At 68.0% G+C, this 12,697-nt stretch carries 12 protein-coding genes; 8 read left to right on the forward strand and 4 right to left on the reverse strand.

Features of this window, described 5'->3' with window-relative positions; all coding sequences use genetic code 11:
* The first annotated feature begins 107 nt into the window (after positions 1-107).
* The 4 genes from LK10_RS15245 (at position 108) to LK10_RS15260 (ending at position 2,785) form a co-directional block, all read left to right on the forward strand.
* Positions 108-722: a DUF6230 family protein gene (locus LK10_RS15245; protein WP_052207424.1), complete on the forward strand. Its 615-nt coding sequence runs from the start codon at positions 108-110 to the stop codon at positions 720-722.
* Positions 713-1,162 (forward strand): DUF6114 domain-containing protein, encoded by a 450-nt coding sequence (locus LK10_RS15250; protein ID WP_043125568.1) that lies wholly within the window; start codon positions 713-715, stop codon positions 1,160-1,162. Before LK10_RS15245 ends, LK10_RS15250 begins: the two co-directional genes overlap by 10 nt.
* Entirely contained in the window at positions 1,159-1,950 is a 792-nt protein-coding gene (locus LK10_RS15255) for a hypothetical protein (protein WP_043125387.1), read from the forward strand. Before LK10_RS15250 ends, LK10_RS15255 begins: the two co-directional genes overlap by 4 nt.
* Positions 1,951-2,299: 349 nt before the next feature.
* Complete coding sequence (locus LK10_RS15260; protein ID WP_052207425.1) at positions 2,300-2,785, forward strand: hypothetical protein; 486 nt, start codon at positions 2,300-2,302, stop codon at positions 2,783-2,785.
* A gap of 148 nt (positions 2,786-2,933) precedes the next feature.
* Here the strand turns inward: LK10_RS15260 and LK10_RS15265 are convergent, their stop codons facing one another.
* Both LK10_RS15265 and LK10_RS15270 read right to left on the reverse strand, forming a co-directional pair.
* On the reverse strand, positions 2,934-3,803 hold the full coding sequence (locus LK10_RS15265) for a class II glutamine amidotransferase (RefSeq protein WP_043125389.1): 870 nt from the start codon (positions 3,801-3,803) through the stop codon (positions 2,934-2,936).
* A 217-nt stretch (positions 3,804-4,020) separates the two neighbouring features.
* A complete protein-coding gene (locus LK10_RS15270; protein WP_156144202.1) occupies positions 4,021-4,779 on the reverse strand; it encodes a hypothetical protein in 759 nt (252 codons plus the stop codon).
* 110 nt (positions 4,780-4,889) lie between these two features.
* Here LK10_RS15270 and LK10_RS15275 point away from each other — a divergent pair, with 110 nt between their 5' ends.
* The 4 genes from LK10_RS15275 (at position 4,890) to araA (ending at position 9,864) form a co-directional block, all read left to right on the forward strand.
* On the forward strand, positions 4,890-5,888 hold the full coding sequence (locus tag LK10_RS15275) for a LacI family DNA-binding transcriptional regulator (RefSeq protein ID WP_043125393.1): 999 nt from the start codon (positions 4,890-4,892) through the stop codon (positions 5,886-5,888).
* Between the two features lie 78 nt (positions 5,889-5,966).
* Complete coding sequence (locus LK10_RS15280) at positions 5,967-7,646, forward strand: xylulokinase (protein ID WP_052207426.1); 1,680 nt, start codon at positions 5,967-5,969, stop codon at positions 7,644-7,646.
* Positions 7,643-8,347 carry an L-ribulose-5-phosphate 4-epimerase gene (locus tag LK10_RS15285; protein ID WP_052207427.1) on the forward strand — a complete coding sequence of 235 codons (705 nt, stop codon included), beginning with the start codon at positions 7,643-7,645 and terminating at the stop codon, positions 8,345-8,347. Before LK10_RS15280 ends, LK10_RS15285 begins: the two co-directional genes overlap by 4 nt.
* Complete coding sequence (araA, locus tag LK10_RS15290) at positions 8,347-9,864, forward strand: L-arabinose isomerase (RefSeq protein ID WP_043125396.1); 1,518 nt, start codon at positions 8,347-8,349, stop codon at positions 9,862-9,864. The genes LK10_RS15285 and araA overlap by 1 nt, the downstream gene beginning before the upstream one ends.
* A gap of 125 nt (positions 9,865-9,989) precedes the next feature.
* Here the strand turns inward: araA and arfA are convergent, their stop codons facing one another.
* Positions 9,990-11,510 carry an arabinosylfuranosidase ArfA gene (gene arfA / locus LK10_RS15295; protein ID WP_043125400.1) on the reverse strand — a complete coding sequence of 507 codons (1,521 nt, stop codon included), beginning with the start codon at positions 11,508-11,510 and terminating at the stop codon, positions 9,990-9,992.
* A 118-nt stretch (positions 11,511-11,628) separates the two neighbouring features.
* Positions 11,629-12,693 carry a LacI family DNA-binding transcriptional regulator gene (locus tag LK10_RS15300; protein ID WP_331377488.1) on the reverse strand — a complete coding sequence of 355 codons (1,065 nt, stop codon included), beginning with the start codon at positions 12,691-12,693 and terminating at the stop codon, positions 11,629-11,631.
* Positions 12,694-12,697 lie beyond the last annotated feature (4 nt).

Consider the following 12,697-nt stretch of genomic DNA (forward strand, 5'->3'; position numbering starts at 1 on the left):
GATCGGCGGGCTTCCTCACCGGCAGCCTATTGACTAGCAGTCAATAGGCTCGGTATCTTCGACCGAGTTCCCGCCGCTCGGGGCGGGGCCCTGTTCCAGGAGGATCAATGAAGTTCCCCGTCTCGCAGCGCGTCCGGAGGATGCGCGCGTCCCACGCAGGCCGCATCATGCTCGTCGCCGTGCCTTCGGCCCTCGCCGCCTCACTCCTCATGGGCGGCGTCGCCGAGGGAGCGGTGCCCGTCTCCTTCGCCGTGTCCGGCAGCCAGTTCCAGATCGGTGCCTCCAAGCTCGAAGGAACCGGGTTCTCCCAGTACGCCGGGGTCGCCAAGGACACCGAAGGCAAAGAGCATCCCGTGGCTATCGCCAACATCAAGAGCGCCACCCTCTCCGATCTATGCCAGTCCGTGGTCACGGAGACTCCGCTCGGCAAGGTGGGCGTGCTCATCAAGGCTGGCGGCGGCGGCAGCCCCGCCTCGGCCTCCGACCTGCAGATCGGGATGACCGGGCTGAAGGGCGATGCGGCCTTCGGCAACATCCGCATCGGCGTGGACGCCTCGACCGTCAACACCGCGGCGAAGGGTTCCGCCGGCGACTTCGCGCAGGACTCCGGCAGCATCTCTATCACGAACCTGCAGCAGACGGCTTGGAGCACGCAGGCCTCGGTGTTCACCCTGACCGGGATGAGCATGCAGCTGACGGATGGGTCCAAGGGATGCTTCTGAGCAACCGCGCGTCGACGACGACGGAGGACGGCATGCACGTGCGGTCCCCGAGCGCCACAGCGCCCCGACGGGCGACCGGGTTCCGCGACTGGCGCCGGGGGCGGCCGTTCATCGGCGGACTGCTGGCCGCCCTCGGCGGGGTGGAGATGTTCTTCTCCGGCCAGCTCGATCTCGGCCACCTGCACATCCAGCTCGGGATCGAGGGGCTCCAGGCCACCGTCATCCCGATCGCGTTGGTGCTGCTGGGAGTCCTGTCGGTCACGATGCCGGCCCACCACGTGTTCTACGGAAGCCTCACGCTTGTGGTGGCCATCTACTCCCTCGTCGGCGTGAACATGGGTGGATTCATCATCGGCATGCTCCTATCCGGGGCCGGCGGAGTCCTGGTCGTCGCCTGGATGGGGCCGCCGGGAGCCAAGCGAGGAAAGAGGGCGGAGTGAACGCACGCCGCATCCGCGCCGTGGCCGCTGTCCTGACCGGCTCGGTCCTCGCGCTGCCCTTCACGCTGGGAGCCGCTCGGGCCCCTGAGAGCGCCCCGACTGCACTGTGCGTGCCGCTCCTGATCTCCTGCCCCACCTCGACGCCGAGCCCCTCGACGCCGAGCCCCTCGGCGCCGCTGCCGGGCACTCCCACCCAGGGGCCAGCCGCCCCTGGGCTGCTCCCCACGGTCCCCGGCACCGCGCTGCCGGGCCTCGCGTCCAGCCCCAGCGCGCCGGCGGTCCCGGGAGCGGGGTCGACGGCGAGCCCGGCCCCCACCGGGACCCCCGAGCCCACGTCCAGCACCCCGGTGGCGGCTCCCCGAGACAGCGGGACGCCCGTCTTCACCAAGACGCCGGCCTCGATGGGCTCCCAGAGCCTGTCTTTCACGGGCCTCAGCTCGGTCAGCATCGTGACCGTGCCGACCGCGGACGGCAGCGGCCAACGCGCCCTGAAGATCACCGCCGACTCGATCACCATCACCGGGTTCACCCTCACCGTGCGGCACGCCAACGGCCCCGGCCTCGTCACGTCGGCGGACAAGATGGTGCTCAGCGGGCACGTCAGCGTCTACCTGGGGTCGGTCACCGGCACGACTTCCAACGGGCACAGCCTGGCGCTAGGAACCGATACGCCTCCGCCGCTCGACGACGTCGCGCCCGGGCTCCTGAGGGTCACCATGGGCCTCGTAGGAGCCACGGCAGACTCGATCAGCTACACGAATACCGACCAGCGAATGGTGCAGCCCTAGCCTTCCTGCCGGCCCCGGCGGCGGCGCTCCGGCGGGAGAGGCATCGGCTTCGCGGTGGCCGGGTCCGCGTTGAAGGCTGGCTCCGTCGTAGGCGCGGGCGGCGAAGCCCTGGTAAATGACCGCAGCGCCGGTGTTGCTGCTAGCGGTACTATCGAACGCCCGAGACGCGAGCTTCCAGGACGATTAGCGCCATCTGGTCGGTGCGCATGGGTCGCCCCGGTGTTCCAGTGCAGCCACGACCAACGCGGCCTTCACCACCTCTGGTGTGTTCCTGGGCGCCCGGGCGAGGCTTTTGGAACGCGTCCGAAGACGCTTCTAGTACTCGTTCGCCCGAAGGGAGCACCAACATATGATGTCCACCCGCCCGCCTGCGACGGTTGGCTCCGCTTGGATTCATCCGCTGTCCAGGCCGTTTGTGATCATTGGCGTACTCGGCGTGATTGGCGGCGGCTTGCTCTCGGCCATCACGGCGCCGGCGCCCAGCTACCATGCCAGCTGGGCGGTTGCCTATACGGTCCTCGTCATTGGGGTCGCTCAGATCGCACTCGGGGTGGCTCAGACTTCGCTCACCGGTGCAGCGGTTGGGGGCCGCGCTGTCGTGGCGGAGGCTGTCTGCTGGAATCTGGGCAATGCCCTCGTGCTCGCCGGCACTCTGGCCGGCGCCTTGGCCGTCCTCTACGCGGGCATCGTCCTCTTCCTCGTGGCGCTCGTCCTGTTCGCGATCGCTCTCCGACACGGCCGCCGGGGGATGCCGCTTGTGGTCGCGTGGGTGGTCCTCGTGATCCTCTTCGTGAGCGCGCCAGTCGGCGTCATCATCCAGGCACTTACGGGCTGAGCCGACGGCGCATCCTCCTCGTGCTGGTGAGGTGACGGGCCCGGTGCTCCCTCACGGCACCGAATGGGTCGTGGCCGGACCCGCCACTCCTAAGGGCCTACCCTCCGGTAGCCTTCCAAAACGGGGCGCTCAAGTGCAGCCGCGACGGCTAGTCCTCGCGGGACTGCTGGGATGCCGCGGCATTTGCATCAAGATCTGACAGCTCCATTTGCATAGCTGGCCGGGCAGGGAAGGGACGGTTTGACCGCGGGCGCAGATCAGGACCGACATGGATTAGCTCGCCGGATTCCATGAGGCGCCACCGCGGATCGTCATCCATCCTCTTGGTGGCGATGAGGACGCGATCCGAGATGTCATGGCTGCGAACGCTGATCCGAGGGCTCGTTGCCTCAAGGCCATCGGGCGTGGCGGCGGGTCCAACGTGATCCTCGCGCACGTAGAGCTCGTGCGACTCTGGATAGCGAAGCGCCCACATGCCCGTGGCCGTGGTGATGATGAAGTTCAAACTGAAGATCGGGAGATGTCCGGCCATCCAGGAAACGGCATTGACAATGCCTTCCTCAAGGTTTCCTCCGGAATGGCGGGTTTCGGCCGTGATGAGGGCGAACATGCGCTCGCTGTCCGTCTCGCCGTGCACGAGGCCTGCCGCCCCGACGTCCTCAAGCCGCCGCTCCAGCTTGTCCAGCCCAGCGAGAGCTCCGTTATGGGCGAAGAGCCGGCCGCCTTGCTCAAACGGATGGGTGTTCACGTAGGTGTGGGCACCGGTGCTTGCGTACCGAACATGGGCGATGAAAGTGGTGCTTTCGAGGCTGCGGGCTTCCCTCGCGAAGGCCTGGTCCTGCCAAGCGGCCAAGGCTTGCTTCTCGACCCTCGGACGCCCCTCCGGAGTGAAGACGCCCACGCCCGTTCCGTCGGGCTCCCGGCGGCTCTGCTCAAGCAGACTGGCCGGAGCGTTCAGCAGCCAGAAGGTTGCCTTGGCTCGCGCTTGTCCTGAATGGAGTCCGAACAGGCGGCACATTGCCCCTCCCAGCGCCCTTTCATGCAACGTCGTCTGTCGACAGCGACACTCTACTCGCCCGGCTCATCGCCTCGGACGCGAGTGAAGGCTCCAACATTGCTGACGGTTCACCGAATCCTCTTGGCACGGAAGAGGCGTTAGAGGCAGCTTTCTCTATGGGGACCCGCCTTCACCGGCCGGTAGCGGGGCCGAGGAAGGGCGGGTCCCCCTGCGAGTTCTATGCCCGAGGTGCCTCCCCAAGGGCCGGGCGGAGAGCCGCTGGGTCGAAGGTCCCTTGTTCGCGAACCGCAGCCGCCCATCGCCTTGGATCCCGCAGATGTTCGCGGGCGAACTCTGCGACCGGGTCCGCGGGCTCGTGCATTGACGCCCACCCAAGGTAGGGAAGGTTGCGTTCGTAGGCGAGAACGAAGGTCATCAGGAATGCACCGGCGCGCTCGCGCAGGTCGTCGTCGGCTGCGAGGTAGTCGATCTGCGGAAGGGCCGCGAGGGCGAATGCCTCGGTGTCCTCGGTGGCGTCTTCCGGTGGTCTGGGAACCTCGCCGGTCTCGAAGACTTTGAGCGCAACGGGAAGAGCATTGTCCCTGAGCTCGTCGTCCCGGTCTTCGCAAACGCCGTCGAGGACTTCCCGATATGCAAGGGTGTTTGCGACGTTGGCGGACATAATGCCGCAAGCGGCGCCCGGTGACATGTCGCCGTCGTCCGCTCTGCTTTCGGGATTCATGAATCCGTCGGCGACGGTGCTCGCAAGCATTCCCACTGCCTCACAGATCTGGCGCCGTGCGCCCGGTGTGGCGCTGGGGAAGTCACCGGCAAGCGTCTGAAGCGTACGCGGCGGTAGCAGGGCCAGTGCAGTTCGGGCAGTCGGTTCGTCTGTCGGCCAGAGCCGCCCATCGAAACCCATGAGGGTTCCGGTCTCAGGATCGGCGAGGGGGCAGAGCATGGTGAGGACGTCATGTGCTTTGTCGGCGTGGGTCACCCTCACTGTCTTCCCGCTCATCGCGGCTCTCAACCCGGCGAGGCTTGGTCGCTTTACCTCGACTCCACGAATCGGCTTTCCTGCCCGGATCTGGTCCTAGAGTGTCCACTGTGACCCAAACCCCCGCACCCCGCGCCCCGGGAGTCCGAGAAGTTGCCGCCGCCGCCGGCGTCTCCCGCCAGACGGTCTCGCGGGTGTTGAACGATTCGCCGAGCATCAGGCCTGAGACGCGGGAGCGGGTGCTAGCCGCAATGGCCGAACTGCAGTTCCGCCCGAATCGGGCTGCGCGGATGCTGACGACGGCGCGTTCCCACACAGTAGGGGTGCTCGCTTCCTCCGCGTCATCGCTGTACGGGCCTGCCTCGAGCCTCGACGCTGTGGAGAAGGCTGCGCGCGACGCGGGCTATTTCGTCACGGTGGCTCACGCAGCTTCTCCGGCCAGGGAGGAGATCCTGGCTGCACTGGACCATCTCGTCGCCCAATCGGTGGACGGGGTTGTGGTGATCGCACCACAGCAGCGGGTGCAGGAGGCTATGGCCTCGGTATCCTTCGGCGTTCCGGCCGTCGAACTGCACGGCGCGGGTGACAAGGGCGGATTGGTGGTGGACCAGGCTGAGGGGGCACGGCTGGCCGTGCGGCGCCTCATCGAGAAGGGGCACCGGAGGATCCTGCACGTGTGCGGCCCGCTCGACTGGGCCGAGGGCCGAGCCCGTCATGAGGGTTTCCTGCTCGAGGCCGAGAGGGCTGGAGCCGAGGCGTTCGTCTCGCGGGAGGGGGATTGGACGGCGGCTTCTGGTGCCGCGATCGCCTCCGAATTCCTCTCCGACTCGAGTATCACGGGGGTCTTCTCCTCGAACGACCAAATGGCCCTCGGAGTCCTGCATGCCGCCCGCGTTGCTGGACGCCGCGTGCCCGAGGACCTCGCCGTCGTCGGCTTCGACGACATCCCCGAAGCCGCCTTCTTCGCCCCGCCCCTGACCACCGTGCGGCAGGATTTCGCTGAGCTCGGCCGCCGCGCTGTCGCTCGCCTGGTCGGACTGATCGAGGGACGCGAACTCGCGTTCGCTGAGCCGGTCGCGCCCTCGCTCGTGGTGCGAGAGTCCGCCTGACGCTTGCCCCTTCCGTTCGTTGCGGGCATACTCGTACCCAGTAATGTGACCGGTCACAAGGAATGCAGGGATCGCACTATGGCACTTCAGCCGACGCCGCTTGGCGCCCGTGAGGCGATTTTCCGGGCTCGCACGGCCCTTGGGATCGAGCTCGGTTCTACGCGGATCAAGGCGTGCCTGACTGACATCGAGGATCCCTCGCTTGTGCTGGCAGTGGGCAGTCACGAGTGGGAGAACGAGTTCGCCGACGGGATGTGGACTTATTCGCTCGAGTCGGTCTGGGCCGGTCTGCAGGCTGCCTATGCGGATCTGCTCGCCGACGCTGAGCGGCGTCACGGGGCGCGGCCGGACTCGTTCGGCGCGATCGGGGTTTCGGCGATGATGCACGGCTACCTCGCGTTCGACGGTGCTGGCGAGCTGCTCGTGCCATTCCGGACATGGCGGAACACGACGACCGGCCCGGCGGCGGCGGAGCTGACCGGGCTGTTCGGAGTGAACATCCCGCTGCGCTGGTCGATAGCACACCTGCACCAGGCGGTGCTCGACGCCGAACCCCACGTCCCGGACATCCGGTTCTGCACGACTCTTGCCGGCTACGTCCACTGGCGCCTCACGGGCCGGAAGGTCATCGGCGTCGGGGATGCCTCGGGGATGTTCCCCATCGATGCCGAGACCAAGTCCTACGACCTCGGGCTTGCCGCCCGCTACGACGAGGTGGCCGACGGCCGGGTGCCGAAGCTTGTGGACGTGCTGCCCGAAGTCCTCCTCGCCGGCCAGAGGGCCGGCGAGCTCACCCCGGAGGGGGCGGCGCTGCTGGACCCGACCGGGAGGCTGAAGGCGGGCATCCCGCTGTGCCCGCCCGAGGGCGACGCCGGCACGGGAATGGTCGCGACCAACTCGGTCGCGCCGCGGACCGGGAACGTCTCGGCGGGGACGAGCATCTTCGCGATGGTCGTCCTTGAGCACCCTCTCGGGGGCGTCCACCACGAGCTCGATCTGGTGACCACGCCCGCTGGGGACCCGGTGGCGATGGTCCACTGCAACAACGGCGCGAGCGAACTCGCGGCCTGGGCGGGCCTGTTCGGCCGCTTCGCCGCCGTCGTCGGCTCCCCTCTGCAGCCGGACGCAGTCTACGAGGCCTTGTTCTCCGAGGCGCTGAAGGGCGAGGAGGCCGACGCCGGCGGCCTCCTCGCGTACAACTACCTCGCCGGGGAGCCGATCACCGGATTGGAGCGGGGGCGCCCCCTTATGGTGAGGACCCCGGACAGCCAGCTGACGCTTGGCAACTTCGTCCGGGCCCAGCTCTACGGCGTCTTCGGCACCCTCGCCTTGGGGATGCGGACTCTGGCGGCTGAGGGCGTCGACTTGGAGCGGCTGTTCGCCCATGGGGGCATGTTCCGCACCGCTGGCGTCGCGCAGCGGTTCCTGGCAGGTGCCCTGGACGTACCGGTGTCCGTCGCCGAGACCGCCTCTGAGGGCGGTGCGTGGGGAATCGCGGTGCTCGCCGCGTACCTCCCCGTGGCCGAGGCAGGGAACGTACACCCGGATCTGGGTTCTTGGCTGTCCCAGCGCGTGTTCGGAGGCTTCGCCTTCGAGACCCTGGCCCCTGATCCCGATGACGTCGCGGGCTTCGCGGCGTACCTCGAACGCTACCGCGCCGGGCTGGCAGTCGAACACGCCGCCGCAGAGGCCATCCCACTGAAATCCGCCGCAATCCCGCTCGAGGATGCGACCGCCCCGGAAGGACCGACCGCATGACGCACGAATCCGAGACCCCAACGATCCGCGCCGCGCGCGAGCAGGTCGCCGCGCTCCACACAGAGCTCGTCCGCTACGGCCTGGTCGTGTGGACGGGCGGGAACGTCTCCGGACGCGTCCCGGGGGAGGACCTGTTCGTCATCAAGCCCAGCGGCGTCGACTACGACGTGCTCGCGCCCGAGGACATGATCCTCTGCACGCTCGAGGGCGAGGTGGTCGCCGGCTCGCTCGGCTCGGAGCGTTCACCGTCGTCGGACACCGCGGCGCACGCCTACGTGTACCGCAACATGCCCGAGGTCGGGGGAGTGGTGCACACCCATTCGACGTACGCCACGGCGTGGGCGGCGCGCGCAGAGGCCGTCCCCTGCGTGATCACCGCGATGGCGGACGAGTTCGGCGGCGAAATCCCGGTGGGCCCCTTTGCGATCATCGGCGATGACTCGATCGGCCGCGGGATCGTGGCGACCCTGACCGGCCATCGCAGCCGCGCAGTGCTCATGCAGAACCACGGCGTGTTCACCATCGGCAAGGATGCGCGGGACGCCGTGAAGGCTGCCGTCATGGCCGAGGATGTCGCCCGCACCGTTCACATCGCCCGCCAGGGCGGAGCGCCGGTGCCTATCCCACAGGACGCGATCGATTCCCTCTTCGACCGCTACCAGAACGTCTACGGACAGAACCCGGAAGGATCCCTCGCCTGATGCCCAAGCTCACCACCGCCCTCGACGCCTACGAGGTCTGGTTCCTCACCGGCAGCCAGCACCTCTACGGGCCCGAGACCCTGGCCCAGGTCGCCGAGCAGTCCCGCCGCATTGCCGACGAGCTCGCCGCGGCCAAGGCCGTGCCCGTCAAGGTCGTCTGGAAGCCGGTCCTGACCGACGCGGACGCGATCCGCCGGACCGCCCTCGAGGCCAACGCGGCCGACCGCGTCATCGGCCTGATCGCCTGGATGCACACCTTCTCCCCGGCGAAGATGTGGATCGCCGGCCTGTCCGGGCTCCAGAAGCCGCTCCTGCACTTCCACACCCAGGCCAACGTCGAGCTCCCGTGGGGCGAGATCGACTTCGACTTCATGAACCTGAACCAGGCCGCCCACGGGGACCGCGAGTTCGGCTACATCCAGTCCCGCCTCGGCGTGCCGCGCAAGACCGTCGTCGGGCACGTCTCAGACCCTCGCGTCACGGACAAGATCGGCACCTGGGCGCGCGCCGCGGCCGGCTGGGCGGCGACTCGGACCCTCAAGCTCGCCCGCTTCGGGGACAACATGCGCTTCGTCGCCGTGACGGAGGGCGATAAGACCGAGGCCGAAATCCGCCTCGGCGTCCAAGTCAACACGTGGAGCGTCAACGAGCTCGCCGCCGCGGTCGAGGCAGCCGATCCGGGCGACGTCGACGCGCTCACCGCCGAGTACGAGGACCTCTACGACGTCGCCCCCGAGCTGCGCAAGGGAGCCGAGCGGCATCAGTCGCTCCGTGACGGGGCAGCGATCGAGCTCGGCCTGCGCTCCTTCCTCGAGGGCGGTGGATTCGGGGCGTTCACCACGAGCTTCGAGGACCTCGGATCGCTCAAGCAGCTGCCCGGCCTGGCCGTGCAGCGTCTGATGGCCGAGGGCTATGGCTTCGGCGCCGAAGGCGACTGGAAGACAGCGATCCTCGTCCGCGCCGCGAACGTCATGGGCGCCGGGCTGCCCGGCGGCGCCTCACTCATGGAGGACTACACCTACGACCTCACGCCGGGCGCGGAGCGGATCCTCGGCGCCCACATGCTCGAGGTCTCCCCGTCCCTGACCACCGCGCGGCCCACCCTCGAGGTCCACCCCCTCGGCATCGGCGGCAAGGAGGATCCCGTCCGGCTCGTCTTCACCGCGGACCCGGGCCCCGCCGTCGTCGTCGCCCTTTCCGACATGCGCGACAGGTTCCGCCTCGTCGCCAACGCAGTCGAAGTCGTCGAGCCGTCGGCGCCGCTGCCCAAGCTCCCCGTCGGCCGGGCTGTCTGGAAGCCGGCCCCCGACTTCGACACCTCGGCGACCGCATGGCTCGAGGCAGGCGCCGCCCACCACACCGTCATGAGCACCGCCCTCGGCGTCGAGGCCTTCGAGGACTTCGCCCGCATCGCCGGAACCGAACTCCTTGTCATCGACCAGGAGACGACCTGCCGCGGCTTCGCCCGAGAACTGCAGTGGAACGCCGCGTACTACCGACTCGCGCAAGGCATCTGACAGAGACAGCGCGGCGTGCCTCCCCCAACGGAGGCACGCCGCGCTGTCGCGTGTGAGGGTTTCAGCCCTTGAGCCACGAGGCGAGGACGGCGGTCGCATGGACCTGCGGGAGGACTACTGCCCGTTCATTGCTCACGTCCCAGCTCGATGACGGTCCAGGACACGGGCGGGAGCGTCACGTGCACGAGGTTGCCTTCCTCCTTCGCGAGGCCGTCGCGAGGCACGACGGCGCCGGGGTCCTCGGCGCTGTTGCGCCGGTACGGATCGTCGTCCGTCAGCAGGCTCACCTTCCGGACCTTCGCGCCCGGGATCGCACCCAGGTCGATTTCGACGTCGATTGTCGTGCCGGGAGTCCGATTGACCAGGAAGGCGGCCCCTGAGTCCGAGTCCTCGTCCCACGTGGCAACGCCGTCGACGCTTGCGACCGCACCGTGCTCCTGCGTCTCATGCGTCGGGGCGTCGAGGTGCAGGGGGACAGCGACACCGCGGGCCAGCCGGGCGGCCTGTGCGAACGGGTGGAAAATGGTCTGCCGCCAGGCCGGCCCTCCTGGTTCGGCCATAATCGGGGCGATCACGTTGACGAGTTGGGCCTGGCAAGCGGCGGTAACACGGTCGCAGTGCTTGAGGAGCGAGACGATGAGCCCGCCCACCACCACGGCGTCGGCGACGTTGTACTTGTCCTCGAGCAGTCTGGGGCCGACGGGCCACTCGTCACCGCTCGGCACCTTCGATTCCGCACGGCCTTGGTACCAGACGTTCCACTCGTCGACGGAGATCGCGATCTTCTTGCTGCTTCGACGCTTGGCACCCACATGGTCCGCCGTCGCGATGATGGCCTCGATGAAGTGGTCGAGATCGACCGCGGAGGCGAGGAAGCTCGCGAGGTCTCCGTCCTTCTCCTGGTAGTAGCGATGGAGCGAGATGTAATCGACCTCGTCGTAGCAGGCCTCAAGCACCGTGCGTTCCCAATCGCCGAACGTCGGCATGAACGGGCCGGAGCTTCCGCAGGCCACCAACTCGAGGTCGGGATCGACCATGCGCATGGCGCGGGCGGCGTTCACGGCTGCGGTTGCATAGGCTTCGGCATTCATATGGCCGATCTGCCAAGGCCCATCCATCTCGTTTCCGAGGCACCACATCCGCACGCCGTACGGCTCCTCATGGCCGTTCGAGCGCCGCTGTTCGGCCATCGCTGTCGGCGCCGAGCCGTTGACGTAGTCAAGCAGGTCGACCGCGTCGAGGACTCCCGCCGTTCCCAAGTTCACGGCCCACATCGGTTCGACGCCGGCCTTGGTGCACCAGCTGAGGAACTCGTCGGTGCCGACTTTGTTGGGCTCGAGGCTGTGCCACGCGAGGTCCAGCCGTGCGGGCCGGTCTTCGACCGCGCCGACGCCGTCGCGCCACCGGTATCCCGAGACGAAGTTGCCGCCCGGGTACCGGACGATCGTTGCCCCGAGCTCGCGGACGAGTTCGAGGACGTCCGTCCGGAAGCCTTCCTCGTCTGCACTCGGGTGGTCGGGTTCGAAGATGCCTGTGTAGACGCAGCGCCCGAGGTGTTCCACGAAGGAGCCGAAGATGCGGCGGGAGACGGGGGCGAGAGCTTGGCGCGGATCGATCACGCCACGAGCAATGGTAGGGGACGACATAGGACTCCAATCGGTTGCGGCGCCGGAGGCGAGACCACGTCGGTGTGATCTGCGCCTCACGTTACATCGTTGTAATTGAAGGGACAAGAGGTCATTGTGACCGGTCCCAAATTGGGGCCTAGACGTTCGCGCCGCCCGTGCTGTCCCGGTGCTGGATGGAGAAGGGGACCATCACGGTGCGCGGTGGGCGGCCGCGGTTCTCTATCTGCTCGAGCAGCAGGCGGACTGCTTCCTCCGCCATAGTGCGGCGGCTGAAACGAACGCTGGTCAGGGCTGGAACGGCATACGGACTCATGGCGAGGTCGTCGAACCCGGCCACGGAGACGTCCCCGGGGACCGAGTGTCCGGCGGAGGCGAGGACCGAGAGCGCGCCGTAGGCGAGGCTGTCTGTGAAGCAGAAGAGCGCATCGGGCGGCTCGTGGCGGGCAAGGAACTGGGATAGAGCGTTAGCTCCGCCCTCGGAGTGCCAGTCTTCGCAGATGATCTCGAGTTCGGGAGCCCATGGAAGGCCCGCCTCGGCGAGCGCTTCCCGATAGCCCCTTGTGCGGGTTTCGGCCGTGGCAGCGGCTCCGGGACGCCGCGCACCCAGGACCGCTATCCGCCGTCGTCCTTGCTCGGCGAGCATCCGCGTCACGGCGCGGGCTGCCCCCACGCTGTCCACGCCGACTGCGTCGACGATGTTCTGCTGCACTTCGCCGAGGATCACAGCCGGGGGCAGGACCATGCGCGGCGCGATGGCGCTCTGGTCAAGGACGAGCGGATTGAGGATCAGGCCGTCGACGAGGTTCGCCCGGGCCCGCGTGAGCAGTTGGAGCTCTCGCTCGGGGTCGTAGCCTGTCTCTTCAAGCTGGATCGCGAGCTGGTGGCGGTGGGCGGCCTCGACCACTTCATGGACTAGTTCGGCAGAGTATGGGGTGCTCAGGTCTGGGAGCGCGAGTGCAATGAGGCCGGAGCGTCCGTTCCGCAGACCGCGGGCGGAAAGGTTTGGGACGTAGTCGAGGGTCGCCATGGCGGCTTCGACCCGTTCGCGAGTGTCGGGATTGACCGGCACCGTTCCGTTGACGACGTTCGAGACTGTCTTCGGGGACACGCCCGCGAGACGTGCAACATCCCTGACCGTGGCTCGCATCGGCCGCCTCCCATATTGAGCCATGGCACTCGACTGGGCCATGGCACTTGCCATGGCT

Source organism: Sinomonas humi (genome assembly GCF_000802235.1).
Lineage (GTDB): Bacteria > Actinomycetota > Actinomycetes > Actinomycetales > Micrococcaceae > Sinomonas > Sinomonas humi.

What these genes read in the sequence shown, in the direction of transcription:
- LK10_RS15245 (WP_052207424.1), top strand. Translation starts at nt 108, where the DNA reads ATGAAGTTCCCCGTCTCGCAGCGCGTCCGGAGGATGCGCGCGTCCCAC.
- LK10_RS15260 (WP_052207425.1), top strand. Translation starts at nt 2,300, where the DNA reads ATGATGTCCACCCGCCCGCCTGCGACGGTTGGCTCCGCTTGGATTCAT.
- LK10_RS15300 (WP_331377488.1), bottom strand. Translation starts at nt 12,693, where the DNA reads ATGGCAAGTGCCATGGCCCAGTCGAGTGCCATGGCTCAATATGGGAGG.
- LK10_RS15280 (WP_052207426.1), top strand. Translation starts at nt 5,967, where the DNA reads ATGGCACTTCAGCCGACGCCGCTTGGCGCCCGTGAGGCGATTTTCCGG.
- arfA (WP_043125400.1), bottom strand. Translation starts at nt 11,510, where the DNA reads ATGTCGTCCCCTACCATTGCTCGTGGCGTGATCGATCCGCGCCAAGCT.
- LK10_RS15250 (WP_043125568.1), top strand. Translation starts at nt 713, where the DNA reads ATGCTTCTGAGCAACCGCGCGTCGACGACGACGGAGGACGGCATGCAC.
- araA (WP_043125396.1), top strand. Translation starts at nt 8,347, where the DNA reads ATGCCCAAGCTCACCACCGCCCTCGACGCCTACGAGGTCTGGTTCCTC.
- LK10_RS15265 (WP_043125389.1), bottom strand. Translation starts at nt 3,803, where the DNA reads ATGTGCCGCCTGTTCGGACTCCATTCAGGACAAGCGCGAGCCAAGGCA.
- LK10_RS15285 (WP_052207427.1), top strand. Translation starts at nt 7,643, where the DNA reads ATGACGCACGAATCCGAGACCCCAACGATCCGCGCCGCGCGCGAGCAG.